18 protein-coding genes are annotated in these 23,846 nt (G+C 72.7%); 10 read left to right on the top strand and 8 right to left on the bottom strand.

Features of this window, described 5'->3' with window-relative positions; genetic code table 11:
- Nucleotides 1–216 precede the first annotated feature (216 nt).
- The 7 genes from K6I33_RS00890 (at nucleotide 217) to K6I33_RS00860 (ending at nucleotide 13,364) form a co-directional block, all read left to right on the top strand.
- On the top strand, nucleotides 217–750 hold the full coding sequence (locus K6I33_RS00890; protein ID WP_229347315.1) for a phage tail protein: 534 nt from the start codon (nucleotides 217–219) through the stop codon (nucleotides 748–750).
- 17 nt (nucleotides 751–767) lie between these two features.
- Nucleotides 768–4,040 (top strand): putative baseplate assembly protein, encoded by a 3,273-nt coding sequence (locus K6I33_RS00885; RefSeq protein ID WP_229347313.1) that lies wholly within the window; start codon nucleotides 768–770, stop codon nucleotides 4,038–4,040.
- Entirely contained in the window at nucleotides 4,037–7,003 is a 2,967-nt protein-coding gene (locus tag K6I33_RS00880) for a beta-propeller fold lactonase family protein (RefSeq protein WP_229347311.1), read from the top strand. The genes K6I33_RS00885 and K6I33_RS00880 overlap by 4 nt, the downstream gene beginning before the upstream one ends.
- On the top strand, nucleotides 7,000–7,629 hold the full coding sequence (locus K6I33_RS00875; protein ID WP_229347307.1) for a DUF4255 domain-containing protein: 630 nt from the start codon (nucleotides 7,000–7,002) through the stop codon (nucleotides 7,627–7,629). The genes K6I33_RS00880 and K6I33_RS00875 overlap by 4 nt, the downstream gene beginning before the upstream one ends.
- Entirely contained in the window at nucleotides 7,626–9,815 is a 2,190-nt protein-coding gene (locus K6I33_RS00870) for an ATP-binding protein (protein ID WP_229347305.1), read from the top strand. Before K6I33_RS00875 ends, K6I33_RS00870 begins: the two co-directional genes overlap by 4 nt.
- Nucleotides 9,812–12,163 (top strand): hypothetical protein, encoded by a 2,352-nt coding sequence (locus tag K6I33_RS00865; protein ID WP_229347303.1) that lies wholly within the window; start codon nucleotides 9,812–9,814, stop codon nucleotides 12,161–12,163. The genes K6I33_RS00870 and K6I33_RS00865 overlap by 4 nt, the downstream gene beginning before the upstream one ends.
- Before the next feature lie 175 nt (nucleotides 12,164–12,338).
- Nucleotides 12,339–13,364: a pentalenene synthase gene (locus K6I33_RS00860; RefSeq protein ID WP_229347301.1), complete on the top strand. Its 1,026-nt coding sequence runs from the start codon at nucleotides 12,339–12,341 to the stop codon at nucleotides 13,362–13,364.
- 20 nt (nucleotides 13,365–13,384) lie between these two features.
- On the opposite strand, the gene K6I33_RS00855 is transcribed toward K6I33_RS00860, so the two are convergent.
- From K6I33_RS00855 to K6I33_RS00830, 6 genes are all read right to left on the bottom strand, one after another.
- Nucleotides 13,385–13,819, bottom strand: a complete 435-nt coding sequence (locus K6I33_RS00855; RefSeq protein ID WP_229347299.1) for a hypothetical protein — start codon at nucleotides 13,817–13,819, stop codon at nucleotides 13,385–13,387.
- 11 nt (nucleotides 13,820–13,830) lie between these two features.
- Nucleotides 13,831–15,168, bottom strand: a complete 1,338-nt coding sequence (locus K6I33_RS00850) for a phage tail sheath C-terminal domain-containing protein (RefSeq protein WP_229347297.1) — start codon at nucleotides 15,166–15,168, stop codon at nucleotides 13,831–13,833.
- An 18-nt stretch (nucleotides 15,169–15,186) separates the two neighbouring features.
- Nucleotides 15,187–15,627 (bottom strand): phage tail protein, encoded by a 441-nt coding sequence (locus K6I33_RS00845; protein ID WP_229347287.1) that lies wholly within the window; start codon nucleotides 15,625–15,627, stop codon nucleotides 15,187–15,189.
- 20 nt (nucleotides 15,628–15,647) lie between these two features.
- A complete protein-coding gene (locus K6I33_RS00840) occupies nucleotides 15,648–17,177 on the bottom strand; it encodes a phage tail sheath C-terminal domain-containing protein (protein WP_229347285.1) in 1,530 nt (509 codons plus the stop codon).
- Between the two features lie 185 nt (nucleotides 17,178–17,362).
- On the bottom strand, nucleotides 17,363–17,938 hold the full coding sequence (locus K6I33_RS00835; protein ID WP_229347277.1) for an HAD family acid phosphatase: 576 nt from the start codon (nucleotides 17,936–17,938) through the stop codon (nucleotides 17,363–17,365).
- A gap of 152 nt (nucleotides 17,939–18,090) precedes the next feature.
- Entirely contained in the window at nucleotides 18,091–18,591 is a 501-nt protein-coding gene (locus K6I33_RS00830) for a peptidylprolyl isomerase (RefSeq protein WP_229347317.1), read from the bottom strand.
- A gap of 175 nt (nucleotides 18,592–18,766) precedes the next feature.
- Between K6I33_RS00830 and K6I33_RS00825 the strand changes: the two genes are divergently transcribed.
- Both K6I33_RS00825 and K6I33_RS00820 read left to right on the top strand, forming a co-directional pair.
- A complete protein-coding gene (locus K6I33_RS00825) occupies nucleotides 18,767–19,882 on the top strand; it encodes a DUF5954 family protein (protein ID WP_229347275.1) in 1,116 nt (371 codons plus the stop codon).
- 61 nt (nucleotides 19,883–19,943) lie between these two features.
- A complete protein-coding gene (locus K6I33_RS00820) occupies nucleotides 19,944–20,744 on the top strand; it encodes a GNAT family N-acetyltransferase (protein WP_229347267.1) in 801 nt (266 codons plus the stop codon).
- On the opposite strand, the gene K6I33_RS00815 is transcribed toward K6I33_RS00820, so the two are convergent.
- Nucleotides 20,712–22,226 carry an APC family permease gene (locus tag K6I33_RS00815; RefSeq protein WP_229347261.1) on the bottom strand — a complete coding sequence of 505 codons (1,515 nt, stop codon included), beginning with the start codon at nucleotides 22,224–22,226 and terminating at the stop codon, nucleotides 20,712–20,714. The two genes, K6I33_RS00820 and K6I33_RS00815, sit on opposite strands and share 33 nt — an antisense overlap.
- Between K6I33_RS00815 and K6I33_RS00810 the strand changes: the two genes are divergently transcribed.
- Nucleotides 22,225–22,503, top strand: a complete 279-nt coding sequence (locus K6I33_RS00810; protein WP_374282833.1) for a hypothetical protein — start codon at nucleotides 22,225–22,227, stop codon at nucleotides 22,501–22,503. The two genes, K6I33_RS00815 and K6I33_RS00810, sit on opposite strands and share 2 nt — an antisense overlap.
- 31 nt (nucleotides 22,504–22,534) lie before the next feature.
- Here K6I33_RS00810 and K6I33_RS00805 read toward each other — a convergent pair whose 3' ends face one another.
- Nucleotides 22,535–23,566, bottom strand: coding sequence for a cytochrome c oxidase assembly protein (locus tag K6I33_RS00805; protein ID WP_229347260.1), 1,032 nt, complete (start codon nucleotides 23,564–23,566; stop codon nucleotides 22,535–22,537).
- Nucleotides 23,567–23,846: the final 280 nt, after the last annotated feature.

The following is a 23,846-nucleotide window of genomic DNA, read 5'->3' as shown; positions in this document are numbered from 1 at the left end:
GGCGAGTCCACGCCGGCGACGTCTTCGCCGTGCTGGAGAGGGTGCCACGGCTGCGGGGCACGACCGGCGTGACCCTCACCGACGACAGCGGGCGGCAGGTGTCGTCCGTCGAGGTGTCCGACGGCGGCCTGGTCCTCCTCGGGGACGTCGGCCTCGACATCGCCCCCGCGGACGGCTGAACCACGAACCCGACGAGCCCTCAGGAGGACCGTGACCGTGCCGACTTCCCCCACCCGTCCACTGCCCCTGCCCGCCGTCTACGGCCGTGACACCGTCGCGCAGGCGTTCGCGGCCGCGATCGGTGAGGTCATGGCGCCCGCCGAGGAACGCCTCGACGGCCTCGACGCGGTCCTCGACCCCTGGCGCGCGCCTCCCGCCTTCCTCGACTGGCTGGTCCGGATCACCGGGGCCCGTGTCGAGCCGGGCTGGCCCGAGGTCCGGCGGCGCGAGGCCGTCGACCTCGCGGCCCGGCTCGCGGCGTACCGCGGGACACCGTACGGGCTGTCGCTGGAGGCCCGGGAGATCCTGCGCTGGGTGCCGCCGGAGTACACGCTCGTCGTCGACGACCCGGGGCTCGTCTTCACCGACTCCGACCCCGCTCCCCGCGCCGGACGCATGCTCACCGTCACCCTGACCGCCCCCGCCGGGCAGGACCGGCGGGCACTGGAGAGCCGGCTCACGCGCCTGGTGCGGGCCCACTGCCCGGCGCACCTGTCCTTCAAGGTCGTCGTCATCATCGCCGGCTCCTGACGGGAGGTCGCTCACCAATGAGTCTGCCGACGCCCGAGTACGACGGCCGCACCCGCGACGAGGTCGTCGCCGCCGCCGTCGCCGGCGTGCGCGGGAAGGTGGGTGTGTGGACGGGGCAGGATCTGGCGGACCCCGGCCAGGGGCTGATCGAGACGTGCGCCGACATGGTCATGGCCGTGCGCGACCGGCTCAATCTGGCCGCCGACCAGCGCCGGCTCCAGGTGCTGAGCCTGCTGGGCGTGCGGCCGTACCGGGCCGCGCCCGCGCGGACGGAGGCCGTCCTGCAACTCGCCGCGCCGTCACCGGAACCGGTGGTGGTGCCCGCCGGCCAGGAGGTGGCGACCCGGCCGGTGGGCGACGAGGATCCGGTCGTCTTCACCACGCTGACGGACGCGGTGCTCAATCCGTGCGTCCTCGTCGCGGCCGGTGACTTCGCGGAGGAGCGGGTGGCCGACGGCGCCCTGGAGGGGACGCTGACCGCTTTCGGCTCGTCGGTGACCGTGGCGCCCGGCGAGGCCGCCTTCCCCGGACCCGCCTTCCACCTCAACCTTCCCTACCTCGGCGACTTCCCACGGCCCGAGGACGTCCTGGCGAACACGGGCCCGGGAAGGGTGATCACCACACCCGCGCAAGGCTCTTCCTACGCCTTGGCCGTCCTCTCGGTGCCGGTGCCGAGTACGCGCGTGACGCTGGACGTCCGGCTGGGCCCGGCTCCGCTCGGCGACGGGGTGGTCCCGGGCAGCTGGGAAGCCTGGCAGGGTACGCACTGGACCAGTTGCCGGGTGGTCACGGACACGGTGACCTCCTCCGACCGTCCGGGCCGGGTCTCCCTCGACCTGCCGCCCGCCCACGCGCCCGCGCAACTCCTGCTCAGGCTCCGGCGGCCGGACGGCCAGGGCGGTTTCTTCCTCCAGCGGCTGCGGGACGTCGGGCTGATCCGCTACCGCACCGTTCCCGGGCAGAGTCCGCTGACGCATCTCGCCCTTCAGCCGGTGCTCGTCGTCTCCGTCCCGGTCGTCCAGGCGCGGCTGGTGCGCAGCGAGACGCTGGGGACCGCCACCGGTGCTCCCGGCGAGCGGCTCCGCTTCGCCCACCCACCGCTCCCCCGCAGCACCGACCCCCTCGTGGTGGAAGCGGTGCTCGACGACCGGGTGACCCAGTGGACGCATGTGGCCTCCCTCGCGGGGTCGGGGCCGGACGACCGGCACTTCACGCTGGATCCCCGTACCGGGGAGGCCGTCTTCGCTCCCGTGGTGGTCGGGGCCCGGGGGCCGCGCCGGCACGGGGCGCCCCTGCCGGCGGGAGCGGTCGTACGGATCCGCCGGTATCTGACCGGCGGCGGCGCCCGGGGCAATGTGCCCGCCCGCACCCTGACGGTGCTGCGGACACCCCTGCCGTACGTCTCCTCGGTGACCAACCCCGCGCCGGCCGTCGGCGGTACGGAGGGCGAGACCGCCGCGGCCTGCGCGACACGGCTGCCCCTGGGTTCTCCGCTGCCGGAGCGGGCGGTCGTCCCCGGCGACTACGAGCAGCTCGCGCTGGCCGCGTCGGCGGGCATGGGCCGTATCCACCACCTCCGCGACGTCCCCCATGACGCGCTCGATCCGGCCCGCAACTATCTGCCGTGGGTACCCGCGAAAACGGACATCAGCCTCACCCTGGCGGCGGGCACGGAGCGGATCCCCGCCGGGCTCCAGGTCACGACGGCCGACGGGAAGACGGTCTTCACGACCAGGGCGGACGCCGAACGTCTCCCTCCGGATGTCGCCGGCGCGGCGCCGTTACGGCTCACCGCCGGGGTCACCACGGCCGTCGGCATGTTCACCGCGGGCGACTACCGGGCGGACGGAACGTTCTCCGGGCCGTTCCAGGACGGTGGCCGGCTGGTCCTCGCCCTGGTGGAGATCGGGAAGACGCACGATCCGCGCCATCTCACGCTCTGGGTGGCGGCGGACGGCGACCGGTCGCCGCAGGACCGCGTCGCGGTGTCGGTGTTCGCGCCGAGGAAGGAGACACCGTGGTGGGACACGTCCGCCCCGCTCGCGTACGCCTCGGCACCGGCGCGGAGGATCGGTGTGGCGGGTGGCGGCGAGGTCTCCGCCCACCCCGTTCCCCTGGGCGGATCGGCACGGTGGCAGGCCGCCGTCGAGCACGGGGCACTGGCCACGACGGCGCGGAACGCCGTGGCAGCACTGGGATCCGGGTTTCCGGCGGAGGATGCCTCGTGCTGGATCACCGTCCAGATCCTCGACCCCAAGGGCACCCCCACCACGACGTACACGGTCTACGCCGACTCGGGAAGCACCGGGAGCGTCCTCGCGGAGCAGTACGAGGAACACGACCAGGGCACAAGGCCGTTCCCCTCCACGGGCGAGGCGGGGCAGGCCCACCCTCTGCTGTACGCCCCGGTGTGCCTGCCGCTCCCGGCGGTCCGTGTGGCGGCGGAGGGCTGGACGACCGTCACGTCCTTCGAGAAGTCCGGTCCGCACGACAAGCATGTGGTCCTCAACGCCAGCACGGGGTACGTCCACTTCGGCCCCAAGGTGACGGGGGGCTCCTCGGAGGCCGGGCAGCACGGTGCCATTCCGCCCAAGGACGCCCTCATCACGGCTCACGGCACGTACAGGACGACACTCGGCGCGGCCGCCAACGACATCGAACCGGGCAGGATCTGCCGTCCCAGGACACCGGACGAGCGCGTCGTCGGCGTGCGCAACACCTCCGCCTCGCACGACGGCAGGAACGGCTACACCGACACCAGCGGTGGCAGCACCCAGGCCGGTGTCACGCTGATGGTCGTCCCCTTCGTCACCACGGACGAACGCGGCTGGTTCCCGTACCACATGCTCACGCCCACCCGGGACGCCTGTGACACCCTGCGCCGGGCGCTGCGGGCCTGCCAGCCCGAGGGGGTCCCGGTGTGGCTGGTGCGGCCCGTGTACCACGGCATCCGCTTCGACGCCCGTGTCGTGCCCGCCGACTACCGCACCGCCGATGAGCGCGCGGAGCTGCGCGTCGCCGCCGAACGTGCCCTCTACCGGTACTTCAGCCCCATCGGCGGCGGCCGGGACGGGACCGGGTGGCCGCTGGGGCGTCCGGTCCACGTGGGCGAGGCGTTCCGCGTCCTGGAGGGCGTGCCGGGGGTGGGCAGGGTCGCCACGGTGGAGATGGTCCCGGTGGATCCGGTGACCGGTGAGGCGTCGCCTCCCGTCGACCGGATCGACTGCGGGCCGCGCGAGACCGTCTATTCCGTCGAACACCGAGTCACCGTCGCGGAGGTGCCCTCGTGAGTGGCAGCAACGACGAGACACCGGCCGGGGCGGTGCCCCGGCTGGTCGCCCCGGACTGGGGTGCGGACGCCCTGGTCGTGGCCGGCCTCGCCGTGCCGGACGCCCCTGACGTCCGCACCGCGCCGGTGGGGAGCAACCCCCGCGCGGTGGCCGTCAGCGCGGACGGCACCCGCGCCTACACCGCGAACCACGACTCCGGGACGCTGTCCGTCGTGGACCTCGGGTCCACGGACCTCCCGGTGCTCCGTTCCGTCGACGCCGGGAACAACCCGTGTGCCGTGGTCGCCGGGCTGACCGGGGACCAGGTCTGCGTGGCCGACTGGGCGGGCGGCCAGGTGACGGTGTTCGACAAGGAAGGGCTGTCGCCCGCCCCACGGAAGGTGGGCGCCGGTCCGTGCGCGCTGGCGGCGGCCCCGGGCGGGCAGGCGGGACGGGTCTGTGTGGTCAACGGGACGGATGCCACGGTCTCCGTGGTCGACGTGAGCGCACCCGGCTCGCCGTCCGTGGCCGCCGCTGTCCCCGTGCCCGGGGCCACCGGGGCGATCGCGGTGGCGAAGAGCGGGCGCTTCGCGTACGTCGCGAGCCGGGGCGACGGTACGGCCGACGGGTGGGTGACGGTGCTGGATCTCGACGCGGGAGGCCGGGTCGTGGGTGCGCCCGTGCCCGTGGGCGCCGAGCCCAGGGCACTGGCGCTCGGTCCCGGGGACGACCGGCTCTCCGTGGCGAACTACGGCTCCGCGACGGTGTCCGTCGCCACCGTGCACCCGGGCACCGGACGGATCGGGACGCCGGTGGCCGTCCCGGCCGGCCCTCATCCGGTCGCCGTCGACTTCGCCCCGGACGGGTCCTCGGTGCTCGTCGTGGGCCAGACCTCGGGCACCCTGACCGCCGTCCGCGTGGACACCCTGGCCCCCACGCGTCTGGACGGACCCGTCGGCGCGGTCCCGGCGGGGGTGGTCCACGGCCCGGAGGGCGCCTTCGCGTACGTCGGCGACCAGGCCACCGGAGACCTCGTCACCGTACGCACCGCTCCTCGCAAGACAGCCCAGATCACCACGGGAACGGGCTCGAAACCGGTGAACACCGCTGTGGCACCGGACGGCACGTGGGCCTATGCCACCGACTCGGTCTCGGACAAGGTGGCGGTGCTCGATCTCGGTACGCTCCGGCCCGGCACTCCCGTCGCCCTCGGCGCGCCGCACCAGCCGTGGGACGTCGCGATCGCCGCCGACCGGACGTTCGCCTGCGCGACCGGCCCCGGCTCGTCGTCCCTCCTCGTCCTCACCCCCGCCCACGGGGACACTCTCACCTTCGACGGCGCGGTCACGGTGACGCCCATCGCCCTGGCGCCCGGCGCGAGCCCGTACGGCGTGGCCATCACTCCCGACGGACGGTACGCGGTGACCGCCGACTCCGGCACGGCGACGGTCTCCCTCGTCGATCCCAAGGGCGGCCGGTACACGATCGACGCCGACACCGTGGACTGCCGACAGCCCACCGGGGCCGCGCTGTCCCGGGACGGCAAGACCTTGTACGTCGCCGACTTCGCCAGTACCCAGGAGGGTCAGCCAGGCGGCAGGATCGCCGTCCTGTCCCGGACCGGCCCGCAGCGGTGGCAGCGGCTGGACCCCATCGACACGGCGACAGGACACCTCTCGGGTCCGCACGAGCTCGCCCTGTCGGCCGATCAACTCCGGCTGTGTGTCGCCAACTACCAGAACGGGACGGTATCCGTCCTCCAGCGCGCGACGGTGAACGACGCCTGGACCTTCCACATGGCCGTGGCCAAGTCGCCCACGGCCATGAGGAACCCCTACGGGCTCGCCCTGACGTCCGACGGCCGCACGCTCTACGTCTCCAACGCCGCCGCGCAGAGGACCACGGTGGAGGTCTTCGACATCTCCGCGAAGCCGGCGGTATACCGGCGGACCATCACGGTCGAGAACGACATCCGGATCCCTCCCGGACTCGCCCTCTCCCCCGACGAACAGTATTTGTACGCGGCCGTCTCGAAGGCCTGGATGAGCGACGACACGCCCTTGGGCACGGTGTACGGCACCGAACTGGCGAAGAACGAACCCGCGATGACCGTCGTCGCCACGTCGCCCGCCGCGCCCATCGACAGGCCCAACGGGCTCGCCTGCCGGGACGACCACACCCTGTACGTCGTCAACCAGGGCCGCAAGGACGCCCCCACGCGCGACGCGTGCCTGGCCGTACTCACCCTGGACACGACGCGACTGGCGGTACAGGGGCAGCCCAAGGCCCTGCCCCTCGACAAGAACGACGTGCCCTACTCGATCGCCGCCGCCGGGGACGGCACGGCATACATAGCCGACTTCACAAGCCGGACGGTCACCGTCCTCACCTCCGGGGTGACCCCCATCCAGGTCGGCAGCCCGGGAACCTCCCGCCCGTGGGACGTCGCCGTCACCGACGACGGCGTCCACGCCTGCGCCAGCGACCGCGACGCGGGAACCGTCCACTGCGTACGGCTGGCGGGAGACCACGAGGTGACCTCGCTGGCCGTGGGCCGGGACCCCATGGGGGTGGCCTGCGCCCCGGGCGGTGCCCGGGCCTTCGTCGCCGGCCACGGGGACGACACCATCACGGTCATCGCCCTGTCCGGAGCGCGGGGGGTGCCCGAGGTCGTCGCCACATGGCGCCATCCGCTGATCGTCAAGCCCGAATCGGTGTCGGTGTCGGCGGACGGCGCCCTGCTCTTCGTCACCGGCGAGAACAACGGAGCGTTCCTCATGCTCGACACCACGACCGGAACCCCCCTCTTCTCCGTGCCGGCCGGCCGGGCACTCGCCGGAAGCGCGCCGGATCCACGCCCCGCGACGCCCCGGGTGTACCTCGCCGACACCGAGGGCTCGGCCGTGTCCGTGGCCGACACCACGGTGCTCGGCCTCGTCGGCCCGACCCCGGCGGCGTTCGACCTGCGGCAGGCACGGCGATGATCCAGCTGGTCGACCAGGCGCTGAAGGCGCGCGTCCAGCAGGACATGACCTGCCTGCCACCCGGTTTCCCGGTCACGTTCCAGCCGCCGGGCCGTGAGACCGGGCTCGGCGAGACAACCGGCTCCGAGGCGGTCGGTGTCTACCTGTACGACATCCGCGAGGACCTGGACCGGCGACAGACCGGCACGGTCCACCGGTACGGGGGACTGCCCCTGGGCCCCCTGGGGACCATCCGCTTCAAGGAGGCGCAGTTCGACCCGCCCCGGTACGCCCGGCTGTCGTACCTGGTGGCCGCGTGGGCGCCGGACGCGCTCATCGCCCACAACATGCTCGGCGACCTCCTCGTGGGCTTCGCCCGCGACCGGGAGCTGCCCGTGCGGCTCCCCCCGGAGCTGGAGGAGATGGAGCTGACGACGCTGCTGGACGTGGGGCACCCACCGACGGAGGACCGTGCCCTGACCGAACTGTGGAGCGCGGTCGGGCACACGCTCGTCCCCACCATCAACGCGACCGTCACCATTCCCCTGTTGTCGTTCGTCCCGGAGTCCTACACCCACTGGGTGACGAAGCCACCGGTCGTCAACGAGAACATCAAGCCCGGGCCGACGCCGGGAGACACACGATGACGGCGCCCACGGCGCGTCCCTCGCGTGCGCCCGTGCCCGTCCCCGGGGACTGGCTCCTGGCCCGGCTGGCGGTCGTCGAGGCCACCGTGCGACGAGCCATCGCCTGGCGCACGGGCGAGGATCCCACCGACGGTGTTCTCCCCGAACTCGAGGAGACGCCCTTCGACCCGTTGCACGGGCTCTACGTCCCCGACGACATGGCCCCGCACCTCCTCGACGCGCCCACCGGCCCCCTGCCGCCCGCGTCCTTCGAGGACGCCCTCGCCGCCTCGGTGCGTGCCCGGGAGGACGCGGCGACGGCCGCCGGGGCGCCGCCACCCGTGCGCCGTCTCGCCGAGGGCTTCGGCCTGGACGAACTCGCCACCCAGGTCCTGCTGATCGCGCTCGCTCCCGACGTCGACGCCCGGTTCGAGCGCTGCTACGGCTATCTCAACGACGACGTCACCTGCCGGCACGCCACCATCGGCCTCGCGCTGACGCTGTGCGGTGTCCCGGCCGTGTCCGCCACCGCCCGCCGGCTGTTCTCCCCCGACGCGCCGCTGCGCGCCGGCGGGCTGCTGGAGGTCGTCGACACCTCGCGCCCGTATCCGACGCGGGGCCTGCGCGTCCCCGACCGTGTCACCGCGCATCTGCTGGGCGACGACACCATGCCGGCCGCGCTCCGGCCCCTCCTCGCCCCGCCGCCCGCCCCGCCGTCTCCGGGGGACGGTCCCCTGGCCGGGGCCGTACGGCACGTCACCCGGTTGCTCACCCGCCCGTGGCCCGTCTATCTGCGCGACAGCGCCGACGGCACCGCCACCGCCATCGCCCACGCGGCCCTGGCCGCGTCGGGGCGCCAGGGGCTCCAACTGGCGCTCGACGACGCCGACCACGCGGCGCCCCCGGCCGATGCCGTCCGGGCCGCGCTGCTCGAAGCCCGGCTGCGCGGCCACGGTCTGGTCATCGGCCCGCTCGGCTCCCCCGACGACCGGTGGACCCGTGCCCTGCTCGCCCCTCTCGCCGACGCGCCCGTCCCCCTGGTGCTCACCGGAAACCGGCCGTGGGACGCCCGCTGGACGCGCACCCCACCCGTTCTGGCCGACTGCCCGCCGCTGACGCGCGCCGAACGCGCCGCGCTGTGGCGGCACGAGCTCTCCTCCCCCACCCCCTGGGCACCGGACCCGACGGCAGGCGACCACGCCACGGACGACGGGGCGGCGGGCGACGACGCCGTGACGGCCGGCGCCCGCCACCGGGCGGGCCCCGCCCGGATCCATGCCGTGGCGACCGCCGCCCGCCGGCAGGCCGCCGCGCGGGGCGTGCCCGTGGACGCCGCCGCCGTCCGGGAAGCGGCCCGGTCCTGGAGCGGCGGCGCGCTCGGCCGGCTCGCCCGGCCCGTACGCCCCGCCGTCACCTGGGACGACCTCGTGCTGCCCGAACGGCCCCACGAGCAGCTGCGCGACCTCGTCCGGCGCGTCCGCCACCGCGACCGCGTCCTGGGCCAGTGGCGGATGCGGCCGGGCGGCGGGCGCGGACGCGGCGTCGGCGCCCTGTTCAGCGGCGGGTCCGGGACCGGCAAGACCCTGGCCGCCGAGGTCGTGGCCGCCGAACTCGGCCTCGACCTCCACGTCGTCGACCTCGCCACCGTCGTCGACAAGTACATCGGGGAGACCGAGAAACACCTGGAGCGGATCTTCACGGCCGCCGACGCGGACGAGGCCGTCCTCCTCTTCGACGAGGCCGACGCCGTCTTCGGCAAGCGCACACCCGCCCAGGACGCCCACGACCGCTACGCCAACACCGGCACCTCCTATCTGCTCCAGCGCCTGGAGTCCTTCGACGGCCTGGCCCTGCTGACCACCAATATGCACGCCAACATCGATCCGGCGTTCCTGCGCCGCCTCGACCTCGTCGTCCACTTCCCCGCCCCCGACGAGACCCTGCGCCGGGCCCTGTGGGAACGCTGTCTGGGCCCGGCCGTGCCCCGGGCCGGTGACGTCGGCGGGGCCGGGCTCGCGGCGCTCGCCTCGGCCTTCGACCTGTCCGGTGGTGCCATCCGCTGCTGTGCCGTCACCGCCGCCTACCGCGCCGCCGACGACGACCGGCCCGTGGCCCTGGCGGACCTGCTGGCGGCCGTCCGCGAGGAGTACGCCAAGCTCGGCCGCTACATGGACGAGTCCGCCTTCCCCCAGGAGGTACGACCGTGAGCCCCGGCCCGCCGCACGCGCCGGCCGCCGCCACGCGCGCGCAGGCGCCCGCCCCGGCACCCGCCGAGCCGGTGCCGGACACCGCCGCGACCCTGGCGGAACGGCTGCGGAACCTCCAGCAGGAGGCCGGCAACGCCGCCGTCGCCCACGCCCTGGCCGGCCCCGCCGGGCAGCGCGCCGCCGGGGCGCCGTTCGGCCACCGCCGGGCGCTGGCCGCGCCGGGCTGGCACCAGGCGGCCGAGCTGTACGAACAGCGGCTCGGTGCGGCGCTGGCCGCCGCGCCGGAGGTGGGCCGCGCCGCCCGGACCGCCGTGCTCCGGCTCCACGAAGTGCTGAGCCGGGGTTTCGCTCCGGACGCGGCAGCGGGCGCGTTCCTGAAGGACGACCCGCAGAGCGCGGGGCAGGTGGGCACCGAGGGCGAGGCCGGGGAACGGCTCCTCCAGTGGACCGCCCCGGGCTCGTCCGCCACCGTCCGTGAACTCGTCACCGCCTTCTACAACGCCGCCTACTACAAGCACGGCCCCCAGCCCCACCCGTTCCCCGACGAGCGCGAAGTGTCGTTCAAGACCCTGCTGCACCGCGTCGTCCTCGGCGGGGACCGGCGGCTGGCCCGTGAACTCGGCCTGGACACCGAGGCCCTCGACGCCCAGCGCGCCTATCTGAGCGGCACCGCGCGCGGCCTCCTCAGCCGCCTCCCGCGCCAGTTGGGGCAGCAGTTCGCCGACGACGTCTTCGCCCTGGGGAACCTCACCGTCCAGCAGGGCCCCGGCACGACCCTGTCGATGGGCCGCAGCCAGCGCCGGCGCACGGAGCGCCCGGACCCCTCGACCGGCCCCGGCAAGCGCACCCTGCGCGACTACCGCGACCTGGGCGTACCGCTGAGCGAGGCCGAGACCGCCCACGCCCGCCGCAGCACCACCGGCCTGTCCGTCGAGGGCCTCGACGACGACCTCGCTCCCCTGCGGCACCCGGTCACTCCCGAGGAGCTCTGGGCCGCGATGACCGGGCCGGGCGAGGAGGGGCCGGAGTTCCCCCTGCCCTGGGCCCCGGGGCAGGCGGTCTTCGCCATGAGCCCGGACGACAACTGGTACCGCAAGCACCACGGGCGTGGCGCGCCCCTGGTGGCGGGGATCTCGGGGACGACCACCCGGATGCTCAGCGCCTTCCACTGGCTGCGGGCCGTGCCGGGCGGTGGCGCGGGGGGCGGGAAGGCGTCGGAGCTGTCGGAGCGCGGGTTCTTCCTCGCCGTCGCCGCGTGGATGCTGACCGGGCGTGACCACTCGCTGTACGAGATCCTGCGGGGCGCCAAGGCCGCGGGCCTGCCCGCGCTCGCGGGCCTGACGGCCTCGTCGAAGGACGTCGCCCGGATGTACCGGGACTTCGACGCGTTCGTCAGGAGCACCCTGCCGACGGCCGCGCTGCCCGAGTTGCCGTACGCGGCCGTGTACGAGGAGAAGGCGCTCGCCGCACCCGGGGACGGGGGCATGGTCACCGTGGACGACCGTACGGTGGCCGGGGCGCGCCGCAAGCGCCGGGCCCTCCTCCGGCCGCACCCGGGTGCGGATCTGACCGGCTGGCTGGCCGGGCAGGGCCTGTCGGGGCCGGAGGCGGACGCGGAGCGGTCCCGGCTGGGGACCGAGCTCCGCCTTCCGTATCTGCTGGCACTGGCGCAGTACACCGGGAGCAACCACCAGCTCGTCAACCGTGTCCTGTCCGCTCCCGGCGCCCTGGGGGCGACGGGCGTGCACCGGCTGGTCGACGAGATGATCTCCCTGCTGGTCCAGGGCCAGGCGGTCGAGGTGCCCTACGCCACCTGGCGGGACGCGGAGCTTCAGCGGTTGATCGACGCCTACCGGGCGCCGGGGCTGTCCGACGTGGAGCGCGCGGTGCGGCTGGAGGCCGTCCGGGGGCGGATGCACGGCCTCGCGGGCACGCTGCGGGCGGAGGCCAAGTCGCACGCCGACATGCTCCAGGAGGCGCTGGACAGGCTGCCGCCGGTCACGGGGGTGGTGTACCGGGCGGGCTGGGAGCTGGTGCCCCGGCAGCGCATGTCGTTCAGCGGCTTCACCAGCACCAGCCGCAGCCGCGCGGAGGCGGAGAAGTTCCTGCCCCTCCAGCACCCGCCCGCCGGGGGCCGCCGGGTGCTGTACTGCCTGGAGCTGACCGGGCACAGCGGCAGGGACATCGCCTACTTCTCCAGGGAACCGGACGAACAGGAGGTGCTGCTCCTGCCGAAGGCGTCCTTCACGGTGAACATGCGCAACCGCGACGAGGGCACGGTGGTGGGTGGGCGGCAGATGCGCTACGACTTCGTCTGGGCCACGGAAGTGGCGGGCCCCCCGGGCTGACGGCCGCGTGCGGGCTCCTCGGGCGGCCCTGATCAGGCCCCATACCACAGGTTGAGCCGACGGACCTGAAGACTTGTCACGTGCGGCCCGGCCTGGTGATCGTTGGATCTCCACGGGGGCGTACGCCGCATCGGCGGGCGGACGCCCCGGAATCCAGCGAGGAGGGGGATCAGGCATGCCGCAGAATGTTCCGTTGGACATTCCCTTCGAGGTGCGGATCAGTCCGGATGTCGAGGCCGCGAACGCCCGCCATATGAAGTGGCTGAGGGCGGAGGGGTTCGTCACCAGCGCGCCCAATGCCGAACGCTATCTGACCTGGGCGGTGGCGGAGCTCGCCGGCCGTTTCCACCCCGACGCGTTCGGGGACGACCTGGAGCTGGGCATCCAAGGGCAGACCTTCTATTTCTTCTTCGACGACCTCTTCGACAGCCACCTGGGCAGGGATCCCCTGGCCGCCTACGCGCTCTGCCGGGAGATGGCCGCGCTCGCCCGGCAGAACCCCGACTCGCCGTCGGTCAAGCCCACCTTCCCGCTCGCCCGCCTGTGGCTGGACCACTGGGAGCGGCTGCGGCAGGGCATGTCGACGGCCTGGCGGGAGCGCGCCGCCCGCCATTGGGAGCAGTACTTCCTCACCTATGTCACCGAGGCGGTCAACCGCAAGGCCGGCCTCGTCCTGGACATGAACCGGTACATGGCGTTACGGCGGCTGGCGATCGGCGTGGAGGGCGTGCTGGACACCGCCGAACGCTGCGGGGGTTTCGAAGCTCCCCCGGAAGTCCACGAGAGCACTCTCGTGCGGGAGATCCGCGAGATCACCGCAGAGGTGGTGATACTGACCAACGACCTCCACTCCCTGGAGAAGGACATGGCCAACGGGGAGGCGGACAACGCGGTCCTGCTCCTCCGCCGCGAGCGCGGTTGCTCGCAGGAGGAGGCCGTCGGCCTGTTACGGGACATGATCCACCGACGGATCGACCGCTTCCAGCGGCTCTCCGCCCGGGTGCACGAGCTGTGCGCCGCCCTGGGGCTGTCCCCGCGGCAGCGTGAGGGCACCCACCGTTTCCTGGACGCGAACCGGGCCTGCATGCGCGGGAACTACGACTGGAGCCGGGCCACCGGCCGTTACAGCCGGATCGGGGTCGAGCACGTCCGGCGGTCCCCGCGCATCGAGGACACCATCGCCTCTCACACGGACGGGTAGAACGGACGGGTAGGGCGGGACTATCCGGCTGTCACGGGGCGGGTACGGGGGCAGGCGAGGGTCGCCGTTCCGGGGTACTTGTTCCCCTGAGTGTCACTGGCGCCGGAGGGATGGCTCGCCGGGGCGTCCACGGTGAGGGTCAGCTCGAGTGGGCCGCCGTCGACGACGACTTCGATCGCGCCATGGCCGGTCCTGGCGTACTTGGCCCGGTCCTGGGCGGGAACCTTCAGCTGGACGCTGCCTGTTCCCGCCTGGGGCAGGGCGGGTGGTACCGCGTAGCCGACGGAAATGACCATGGACTCGATGTCGTCCGGTACGCAGGCGGGGAACCCTTCGATCCGGAAGCCCGCCGTGCCTTCGGGAATCGGGAGGACCGGGGACGGCGGGACGAGAACCGCAGGGAGTGTCAGGGCCAGGGTGACGGTGTCGCCCTGCCTGGCCACGATCTTCTGCATCGACGACGCCCTCAGCCGCTCGCACCGGGCTGTCCGGCGATCTGGGTGATGGTGAAGTGGACGAACTCGGCGGGGCGCACCGGTGCGACGCCGATGTCGCAGATCACCTTGCCCTCGTCGATCGTGGCGGACGTGTTGTTCGTCCGGTCGCAGATCACATAGAACGCCTCGTCCGGCGTCCGCCCCAGCAACGCGCCCTGCCGCCACTGGTCCGTCAGGAAGCTCACGACCGAATGGCCCAGCGTCGCCCACAACCGGTCGTCATTGGGCTCGAACACCGCCCACGTCGTCGACTGCCGGATGGAATCGGAGAGGAAGGAGACGAGACGGCGTACGTTGAGGTACCGCCAGTCCCGGCTGCCGGACCGGGTCCGCGCGCCCCATACGAGCAGCCCCCGGCCGGGGAAGACGCGGAGGCAGTTGACGCCCTTGTCGTTGAGCTCGCCGTTCTGGTCGTCGGTCAGGAGGGTGGGGATGCCGAGGACGCCGCGGAGGTTCTGGTTTGCGGGGGCCTTGAACACCCCGCGCTCGGCGTCCGTACGCGCCCACACACCGGCCAGATGACCCGACGGCGGCACCGTGCGCCGCACCCCGTCCACACCCGGAACCTCCACCCACGGGTAGTACAACGCCGTGAACGCCGCGTCGTCCGAGTCGGGGGTGGCGAGGGTGCCGACGAAGCTCTTGAGCGGTTCGACGAGTTGGCCGGGGGGCGCGTCGACGACCGCGAGCCGGTTGCGCAGCTGGACGCAGTGGGCGAGGACCTTGTCGAGCAGGCCCTTGCCGGTCGGCAGATCCGGCGCCGGCGGGGTCTCGGTGTCGGTGGCGGCGACGGTCATGTCCCAGAGGCTGGGGACGGCGACCATGGTGACGTCCGGCACGGTCTCCAGTCCGCCCAGGCCCGTGCGCGCCTCCGCGTCCCCGGCGAGGGTGGACCCGGTCACCGGGGTGGCGGGGTCCAGGAAGCCGACGATGTAGCAGGTCGTACCGCCGTTGGCGAAGAACCCGTACACCGCCTCGGCCAGGGTGAGGCAGCGCTGGAGCACCTGGATCTTCCTGTGGTCCCCGGCGGGCAGGGGCGGGTCGTCCTTCTGTTTCTTCAGGAGGGCGGCCAGTTCGTCGCTCAGCTCCTTGATGCTGTAGCGGTCGACGAATTCCTGCCATCCCCGGATGGGCTGGGGGATCTTGCGCTCGTCGGCGGTGAAGGGCGGGGTCGTCCGTTCCGGGGGCGTCACGCCGGGCAGTGCGGTGTAGCCGAGGAAGGCCGGGGTGGAGGTGCCCACTCCCACGATCATGCGGACGCCGCTGGACTTCTCGGTGACGTGGACGCCTGGGGGCCTGTTCGCCATCACTGCTGGTCCTCCCGGCTATTCGACGGTGATGTCCTCGTAGGTGATGGTGACCTGTTCCGTGGCGGTCCCGGAGTTGGCCGCCCCGAGCTGGGGGCCTTCCCAGCGCGAGGCCCAGGCGTTGGTGAGGTGGATGCGGCGGACTGTCCGCTTCTGGGCGTCCTTGAGGGCGATGGTGATGTTCTGCCGGGCGCTGTCGAGGTCGGCGTTGACCAGGGTGGTCTTGATCCAGTCGGTGAACGCGGTGCTCTTGTCCATGCCCCGGGTGATCGTGATCTCGCCGGTCTTCCGGGCTCCCGGCTGTTTGCGCACGATGAGCTCGCCGGTGGCGGACACCTGGCGGGTCTCGACGACGTCCTGTTCCAGGGTCAGCCCGGAGACGTCCTGGACGGTCTCGACCTGGAACTTGCCCAGTTCGATGGCGAAGGTGTTGCTGCTGAAGGTGTCACCGGTCAACACGTGCGTGTGCCTCCCCGCGTTCAGGTGGTGGCGCCGGGCTGTCCGGCGATCTGGGTGATGGTGAAGTGGACGAACTCGGCCGGACGCACCGGTGCGACGCCGATGTCGCAGATCACCTTGCCCGCGTCGATCGTGGCGGACGTGTTGTTCGTCCGGTCGCAGATCACATAGAACGCCTCGTCCGGCGTCCGCCCCAGCAACGCGCCCTGCCGCCACTGATCCGTCAGGAAACTCCCCACCGAATGGCCCAGCGTCGCCCACAACCGGTCGTCATTGGGCTCGAACACCGCCCACGTCGTCGACTGCCGGATCGAGTCCGACAGGAACGACACCAGACGGCGTACGTTGAGATACCGCCAGTCCCGGCTGCCGGACCGGGTCCGCGCACCCCAAACGAGCAGCCCCCGGTCGGGGAAGGTCCGCAGGCAGTTGACGCCCTTGTCGTTGAGTTCGCCGTGACGCCGGTCGGTGAGCAGGGTGGGCAGGGAGATCACACCGCGGAGGTTCTGGTTGGCGGGGGCCTTGAACACCCCGCGCTCGGCGTCCGTACGCGCCCACACACCGGCCAGATGACCCGACGGCGGGACCGTACGCCGCACCCCGTCCACACCCGCAACCTCCACCCACGGGTAGTACAACGCCGTGAACGCCGCGTCGTCCGAGTCCGGGCCCGCCAGCCGGGTGAGGAACTGCGATACGGCGTCGGGCGCGGTGTCCGGGGGCGGCTCGCAGAGGGTGAGCCGGTTACGCATGGTGACGCAGTGGCCGATCACTTTGCCGATGATCGCCGCGGCGGTCTCGGGCGGCGTTTCCTTGTGCCACAGGTCGGGTACCGCGACCATGTTCACGTCGGGGACGGACTTCAGCCCGGCCAGTCCGGTGCGTTTGTCGGGGTTGCCGTCGACTTCGCTCGCGAGGTCCTTGGTGGGGTCGAGGCGGAGGATGTAGCAGGAGCTTCCTCCGTTGGCAAAGAATCCGTAGACGGCTTCGTGGAGGCAGACGGTATCGGCCTGCTCGAAGACCTTCTCCAGGAAGACCAGTTCGTCCCGGCGGCGGCAGAGGGACGCCAGGTGGTCGCCCGCCGCGATCCACTGGGCGTAGTCCTCGGGAAAGGCCGTCGACACCTTCAGGGCCACGGCTTCGGCTTCCCGCCTGTCCGCGTCGCCGACGGGCTCGCCCGCCCAGTCGGCCGTCCGCACGGCGACGAGCTTGTCGAACTCCTCCGTGGTGGCGACCGGTTCGGCTCCGGTGGTGGCCAGGTGCCGGAGCGCGTCTTCTTCGGCCCCGAGGGTCGCGATCGCCTCCTCGACGGCTTCCGGCATGCCGTCCAGCGCCCGTTCGATCTCCTTCCGTCCCAACGGGGAGCGGAAGTGGAAGGTGTCCACGAACTCGGACCAGCTGCGGATCAGTGTGGGTGGTGTGGGCGCCTCCGGGCCCCCCACCGTGTAGCCGAGGAACGCGGGGGTGGACGTACCCACCCCGGTGATCGTGCGGACTCCGCTCGTACGCTCGGTGACGAACACTCCGGGTGCCGGGGGACGAGCAACCATGCCCTGTTTGCCCCTCTCTTCGGGAATGCGTGCTCGCAGCGAACCATTCCCGCGGCAGATCACGCATGCGAAGAGGGGAAGCTACGTCAGATTGCGTAGCGCCATGGAGTGCTCACACCATGTGAACAAGCCAACCCGCGCCCGGCCTTCGCCGCCGGGTTCCGGCGGCGAAGGGCGCGGCGGGGTCAGGAGAGTCGGCCGCCGTAGTCGGGCAGCTTGAAGCCCTTCTCGTAGGAGCCGCCCTCGAAGTCGGTGGGCCGGTTGCCGATGTTGGCGGTGATCGTGTAACCGTCCCGGGTGAGTTCCTCCCGGCAGCGCTCCTTGCCCTCGCCCTTCTCCTCGCCGTGCTCGCGCGTGCAGACGGCGTCCACCGGGTAGCCGGCGTCCACCAGCTGCTGCCGGGCGGACGACGAGGAGGTGCGGGCGGTGACGAACAGCACGGAGACGTTGTGCTCGTGCGCCCACTGGGCCACCTTGAGCACCGGCTTGTTGGCCTGTCCCTCGTGGTAGTAGGTCTCCAGCGCGGTGTTGTCGATGTCCAGCACGATGGCCGGGTTGCCGCCGCCCTTGGCGACGCGGTCCCGCAGCCACGGGATCGCGGGGGCTATCGCCTTGTTCACATCGCTCTGCCACGTCTGGTAGCCGGGCACGCCCCGGCCCGAGGCGGCGTCCGCCGTGGTGGCGGTGCCGAGTGCCCCGGCCGGCAGTGCGACGGCGGCGAGCGCCGCGAAAGCGGCGACGTGAGACTTCCTGACGAACACGATCCTGTTTCCTTCCGGTGACCTACTGCGCCGGTCAGAAAGATCAACATCGCGGGAAGTCGCTCAGCCGACCGCGAGGTGTCGCGGACATGAAGAAATCAGGAGCCGCCGTCTCCGGTTCCCCGGGGGAACCGGTGCCGGGCGCGTGGTTCTCAGGCCTCGCGCTTGGCGGTCTCGATGAGCACGTCGTCCTTCGGGACGTCCTGGTGGAAGCCGCGGGTGCCGGTCTGAACGCTCTTGATCTTGTCGACGACGTCCTGGCCCTCGACGACCTGGCCGAAAACGGCGTAGCCCCAGCCGTTCGGGGACTCCGACGTGAAGTTGAGGAAGTCGTTGTCGTTGACGTTGATGAAGAACTGCGCGGTGGCCGAGTGCGGGTCGTTCGTACGGGCCATGGCCACGGTGTACGCCATGTTCTTCAGGCCGTTGTTCGCCTCGTTCTTGATGGGCGCCTTCGTCGGCTTCTGGTCCATGCCGGGGGCGAAGCCGCCGCCCTGGACCATGAAGCCGGGGATGACGCGGTGGAAGACCGTGCCGTCGTAGTGGCCGGCGTCGACGTAGGCGAGGAAGTTCTCGACGGTCTTGGGCGCCTTCTCCTCGTTGAGCTCCAGAACGATGTCACCGTGGTTGGTGTGCAGCCGGACCTTGGCCATGTTGTGCTCCATATGTTCAGTGCGCTTGTTTACGCGTTTCAAGCAGAAACGATCACAGTCTGTCACACCTGGGCTGCGGGGCCACCGCGCTTCCCGCGTTCGCTCGCGTGTCCACTGTTGCTGGAGTGACCGTTTCGGCTGCGCGGCCCATCACGCTCACGGCACCCTGGAGAGCATGGCAGAGCTGGACGGGGAGAACGTCCCCGCGTACCGCAAGATCCGGATCACGGTTCCGGAGGAGCCCGTCGCGTCGCTCGCGGACGTCGAGGCCTGGCGGGCCAGGGAGGCGTATCCGGACATCCTCCTGGACGGGCACCCCGTCTTCGGTGTGGCGAGGGAACGGATGGAGGGCGGCTGGGAGCTGGTCTCCTCGCTGTCGTGCCTGGAGCCGCAGGAGGCCCGGGACTCCATGGGCTCGGTGTTCCGGCTGGCGGCGCGAACGGCCCGGGAGGCCGGCGACCCGGCCGGCCACGACGCGTATATGACCGCGGCGGAGCGCATGGACTGGGAGGCGGTCGACGAGCTGACCGTGCGGGGCGTCCGCTACCGGGTGGTGCGGGCGGAGCGTTTCCTCCGCGGCGGGCCGCAGGGCCCCGAGCCGCCCCGGCCCACCGACCCGGACCCCATGGAACCGGGCGACTCCCACCGGGCCCCGGACCCGGCGGACGGGTTCGTCATCGACCCGTTCACCGCGACCGGCATGTCGGAGGGCATCCTCAAGATGGAGCTGCTCTCCCTCGTGCGGAAGGAGGGCACGGTACCCGGGGCCGTCCGCGACGACTCCGTGCGCGCCACCGAGACCCACCCGGGAGGGGTGCTGCTGCCCGCCGTCTTCGGCACGGCGGAGTGCGCGGACGGACGCTGGCGGCCGGACTCCGCGGGCACGTCGACCACCCCGCAGGGCGCACGGGACTCCCTGGCCATGAAGCTCCGCGTCATCCTCCCCTGGCAGCGGGACCTCGCCCCCGGGGAACGCGCCCCCTACACGGCCGCGGCGGACCGGCTGGACGAGGAGCGGTGCGACGAGCTGGACGTCCTCTCCCTGCGCTTCAGGGTCGTGCGCATGGAGCGCCTGGTGCGGATCGGCCCGGACGGCCCGGAGGGCCCGCGCCCCTCCGACCTGGACTCCACACCCCCGGTGAAGGTGCAGGACCAGCGGCTCCGCGCGCAGGGCGCCGACACCGACGACGAGGACTCCCCCATCGTGCTCGACGAGCACACCCAGCGGCTGGCCGACCTCTTCCACGAGGAGGAGGCCCGCCGCAAGTCCCGGCGCCCTCGCGGACGCTAGCCGGACGCACTGCCTCTTCATGTTTATTGCCGCACGCTCATCGAGTCCTGGGGGTATTGAGATGAACGATCTCGTGGAGTCCGTCGAATCGGTGGAACAACTCGCCACGGTCTGGCGCGCCATGGTGCTCGACCGCGACACGCGTGCGGATGTGCGCGACCTGCCGGGCATCGCCGTCCGCTGGGCCGACTGCCGGTTCTCGTTCTGGAACTGCGTCACCCTGACCGACGTGGGCGCGGGAGCGGAGCTCGTCGGGCAACGGCTGGGCGAGGCGGCGGACATCATGCGCTCGAAGACGCGCCCCGGCTTCCTGTGGCTCTTCGAAGACCTTCTCGGTGAGGAGGCTCGTGCCGCGCTAGGGGCGGCGGCGGACGAGGCGGGACTTCAGTACGCCTTCCCCGCCACGGGCATGGCCGGAGACCTGCTCCCCATTCCCGAGCCGGCCCACCCCGACCTGAGGTTCGTGCGGGTGACGACCGACGACCAGCTGCGGGCCTACGCGGATCTCAACTCGCGTGCCTACGCGTTCACTCTGGACGAAGGCCGGGACGGGCTCGCCGGATCCACGCTCTGGAAGAACGAGGTGTTCGCCTACCTGGGCATGCGAGGTGACGTCCCCGTGGCGTGCGCCGGCGCGATCGAGGCGGAAGGCCGCCTCTTCGTCGCGCTCGTCGCCACGGACCCGCGGTGGCAGCGCAAGGGCTACGGCGAGGCGGTCACGCGCAAGGCGCTGTACGAGGGTGCCCGGGCCACCGGGCTGACCCGCGCCGTCCTCCACGCGACCGCCGCCGGGGCTCCGGTGTACCCGCGTATCGGGTTCAAGCCGAACTCACCGATCCATTTCTACGCCCTCAAAGGCTGATCCGCTCAGCCGCTCCGGGTACCGCCGTCGCAGCACCAGCAGCACGCCCGTCCCCAGCAGCAGCCACGCGCCCACGGCCGCGCCCGCGTACGAAACCGGTGGCTCGAGTGGGGTGACGAAGGAGAACACCGGCAACCCGGCGGCGGTGAACAGGGCCGGGACGAGGACGGCGCTCGCCAGGGCGGGCACGAGGAGGTGCCGTACCGGACGGAGTCCTGGATTCCGCAGGAAGTACCCCGCGCAGGCCAGGTCGGCCGCGATATACACGACGACCACCACGATGACGACCCCCGTGGCGATCAGGTAGAAGGCCGTGACGGGGCCGTACACGAAGCCCAGCGCCAGGGCCACCACGACGGTCACGACGGTCTGTGCCGCCAGGGCCGTCACCGGGGAACGGTGCCGGGCGTGGACGGCGGCCAGGGGCCGCGGGAAGAGTCCGGCACGGCCGAACGCGTAGGCCGTGCGCGTCGCCGCGCTGGCGCCCGCGTTGGCGTTGGCGACACAGGAGTTGACGACCGCCAGGAACACGGGCACCCACATCAGGCCGAAGGCCCCGCGGGCCACCCCGTCCCAGGACGCGTCGCCGTTCGCGGCGAAGCCCGCGAACCGTCCGGGCCCGTGGAAGACGGTCATGGCGTAGGTGGTCAGGACGTAGAGGGCACCCACACCCAGGGCCGCGCCCACCACGGCCCGCCGTACCGTTCGCCGGGACCGGCGGGCCTCCTCCGCCAGTGGGGCGGCGGCCTCGAAGCCCGCGAAGGCGAGCAGACAGTAGACCGAACCGGCGAGCACTCCTCCGACGGCGGACTCGCCGGGGGCGGTGTGCGAAGGGGTGAAGACGGACAGAGTGTTGTCCTTCCCCGCCCGGACGATCAACAGCACCGCGAACACGACGAGGACGGCGATCTCGAAGGCGCCGAGAACGGTGCCGAGCCGCGCGGAGGCCCGGATGCCCCGGTACCCGGCGGCGGCGACGGCCGCGGCGCCGGCCAGGACCCACGGCCACCACAGGCCCGCCGGGTACGCGGCCCACTGGCGGTGCAGCGTGCCCGCCACGGTGAAGCCGAGCTGGAGCAGCACCAGCGGTGGTACGAGCGCCTCGGCGAAGACGTACCCCCAGGCCACCAGGAAGCCGGCCGCGGGATGCAGGCCCCGGGCGGCGTAGGTCGCCACCGAGCCGGCCGCCGGCAGGTGCCGGGCCAGTTCGCCCAGGCAGGAGGCCGTGAGCAGCGACGCGGTGAGGGCGAGGAGGACGGACAGCGGCAGGCTGCCCCCGGCGAAGGGGGCCCCGCCCGGGATCGAGGCCACCACGGCCGCGGCGGGCGCCATGGCCGTCACGCTCTGGAACAGCACATCGGCCCCGCCCACGGCGTCCCGCCGCAGTCCGGTTCCCGTGCCCCCGACGAGTGGGCCTGCCTCGGCCGGCCGAGGCCGGGGGCGCCACGGCTTGAGACGCACTGCGAGTTCGGGAAGGTCCATGCCGGGCATCGTGCCGCGTACGACGCGCACCCGGCCAGGGGGCGGCGACCACGGCCATGTCGACGCGGGCGGCTACGGGGGCGACTCCCCCGAGGAGCGCACGGCCTGGCTCGCGGGCTGCGGCCCCCTGTTCCCGCCGGGCACGCCCGTCGGGCCCGTCCGCCACCCGGACGTCGCCGCCCAGGTCCACGCCTCGCTCGGCCGCACCGTCGACCCGCACTGGACCTTGGACGGCCGTCCGTTCGGGCAGCCGGCCCCGGTGCCGGTCGGGGCGTAGCCGAGGCCTCCGCGAGGGCGGCGGGCCGGCGTCACAGGGTGCCCCGGCCCTGCCGGAAGCGCTCCCCCACGACCCCCGGGTCGGTCTCCCACCAGGGGCGGGTGGCCTCGGGGACGGGTACGCGCCCGGGCGCCACGGCCTCCTGGGCCGGAGCCGGGGCGGCCAGGGCCGCCTCCGCGTCGAGGCGGCGGTCGAGTTCGGCGGTCCTGACGCGTTCCGCGCGCACCCACTCGACGAACACCGCGATGAGGAACGGCAGTCCCACGAGCTCGGCGATGGCGAGCATCAGCCCGCCGCCCAGCACCTGGTCCCGGTCCGGCCCGGGTCCCCAGCCCGGCTGCCGGGCCGCGTACCAGCCGGCCGCGATCCGGGTGCCGCTGCTCATCACGAGGATGCCGGGGATCGCGTCCACGAGGCCGTCGACGAAGACGAACAGGGCGCGCAACGGGTGGGTGCACCAGGCGGGCAGGAGGTCCTCGCGGCTGAGCACGGGCAGCACGAACAGGCACCCGGACAGCAGCAGCTGGAGGTACAGCAGGGAGTGCACCGCCCCGTCGCGCAGCGCCGTCTCGAAGTACGGGGTGAAGTAGACCGACAGCTCCGAGGCGAGCACGAGGAGCGTGCCGATCACGGGGAACGTCAGGACGCGGAGCAACCGCCCGCGCAGGACCCGGCCCAGCCGGTCGGCGCCCCGCTCGGGCAGTGCCAGGCGCGCCAGGGCGAGCGGGTCGCCGAGCGCGAGGCCGAGCGGGGCGACGAGGTCGAGGAGGATGTTCTGCACGGCGGCCGGCCAGAACAGCACCCGGCCGTAGACCGCGAGCGAGGACATCGTCGCCACGGCGACCGTCCCCAGGCCGAGCACCGCGAAGGCGGCGGTGCGGACGGCCGGCCAGCGATGGCCGTTCCGTCGAGCCCGGAGCACGCCCCACCCGTAGAGCCCGCCCAGCAGCACGACGGCGGCGATCCCGAACGGGTCGGCCTGCCAGGTGCCGGCCCACCGGCCGGGGGTCGGTCCCGGCAGCGCGAGGGCCGTGGAACCGGTTGCGAGGAGACTGCTTGCCATTGCCACGAGGGGTCAGCGTAGGACCCGCCCGTAACCGATCTTCGGGCGGGTTCGGGGGATTTACTCCCCTTTGCGATTCATGGAGAAGCGCTTTGCCTGCTCTTCGCCGGCCCCGGGCACAAGCGTGCCGATCACTTCAGGTCAACCACCCGTCATCCCACTTCACTTGATGCGCGTGAGGGAGTCGCCGGTTACGCTCGTCGGGTTGCTCGGCGAGGGAGGCCGTACCGCGTGTTCCGGGTGCGGTGGCTCCGTGATCGGCGCGCGCTCTTCGCAGCGG

The organism is Streptomyces sp. UNOB3_S3, from assembly GCF_020740895.1.
Lineage (GTDB): Bacteria > Actinomycetota > Actinomycetes > Streptomycetales > Streptomycetaceae > Streptomyces.
The sequence above is the reverse complement of the archived record's forward strand: the minus strand, read 5'-3'. Positions and strand labels throughout refer to the sequence as shown.

Bases quoted from the DNA above. Each gene is read 5' to 3' on its own strand.
- K6I33_RS00850 (WP_229347297.1), bottom strand. From the start codon at position 15,168: ATGGCGAACAGGCCCCCAGGCGTCCACGTCACCGAGAAGTCCAGCGGC.
- K6I33_RS00815 (WP_229347261.1), bottom strand. From the start codon at position 22,226: ATGGACCTTCCCGAACTCGCAGTGCGTCTCAAGCCGTGGCGCCCCCGG.
- K6I33_RS00875 (WP_229347307.1), top strand. From the start codon at position 7,000: ATGATCCAGCTGGTCGACCAGGCGCTGAAGGCGCGCGTCCAGCAGGAC.
- K6I33_RS00805 (WP_229347260.1), bottom strand. From the start codon at position 23,566: ATGGCAAGCAGTCTCCTCGCAACCGGTTCCACGGCCCTCGCGCTGCCG.
- K6I33_RS00825 (WP_229347275.1), top strand. From the start codon at position 18,767: ATGGCAGAGCTGGACGGGGAGAACGTCCCCGCGTACCGCAAGATCCGG.
- K6I33_RS00830 (WP_229347317.1), bottom strand. From the start codon at position 18,591: ATGGCCAAGGTCCGGCTGCACACCAACCACGGTGACATCGTTCTGGAG.
- K6I33_RS00855 (WP_229347299.1), bottom strand. From the start codon at position 13,819: ATGCAGAAGATCGTGGCCAGGCAGGGCGACACCGTCACCCTGGCCCTG.
- K6I33_RS00870 (WP_229347305.1), top strand. From the start codon at position 7,626: ATGACGGCGCCCACGGCGCGTCCCTCGCGTGCGCCCGTGCCCGTCCCC.
- K6I33_RS00810 (WP_374282833.1), top strand. From the start codon at position 22,225: ATGCCGGGCATCGTGCCGCGTACGACGCGCACCCGGCCAGGGGGCGGC.
- K6I33_RS00820 (WP_229347267.1), top strand. From the start codon at position 19,944: ATGAACGATCTCGTGGAGTCCGTCGAATCGGTGGAACAACTCGCCACG.
- K6I33_RS00840 (WP_229347285.1), bottom strand. From the start codon at position 17,177: ATGGTTGCTCGTCCCCCGGCACCCGGAGTGTTCGTCACCGAGCGTACG.
- K6I33_RS00885 (WP_229347313.1), top strand. From the start codon at position 768: ATGAGTCTGCCGACGCCCGAGTACGACGGCCGCACCCGCGACGAGGTC.
- K6I33_RS00860 (WP_229347301.1), top strand. From the start codon at position 12,339: ATGCCGCAGAATGTTCCGTTGGACATTCCCTTCGAGGTGCGGATCAGT.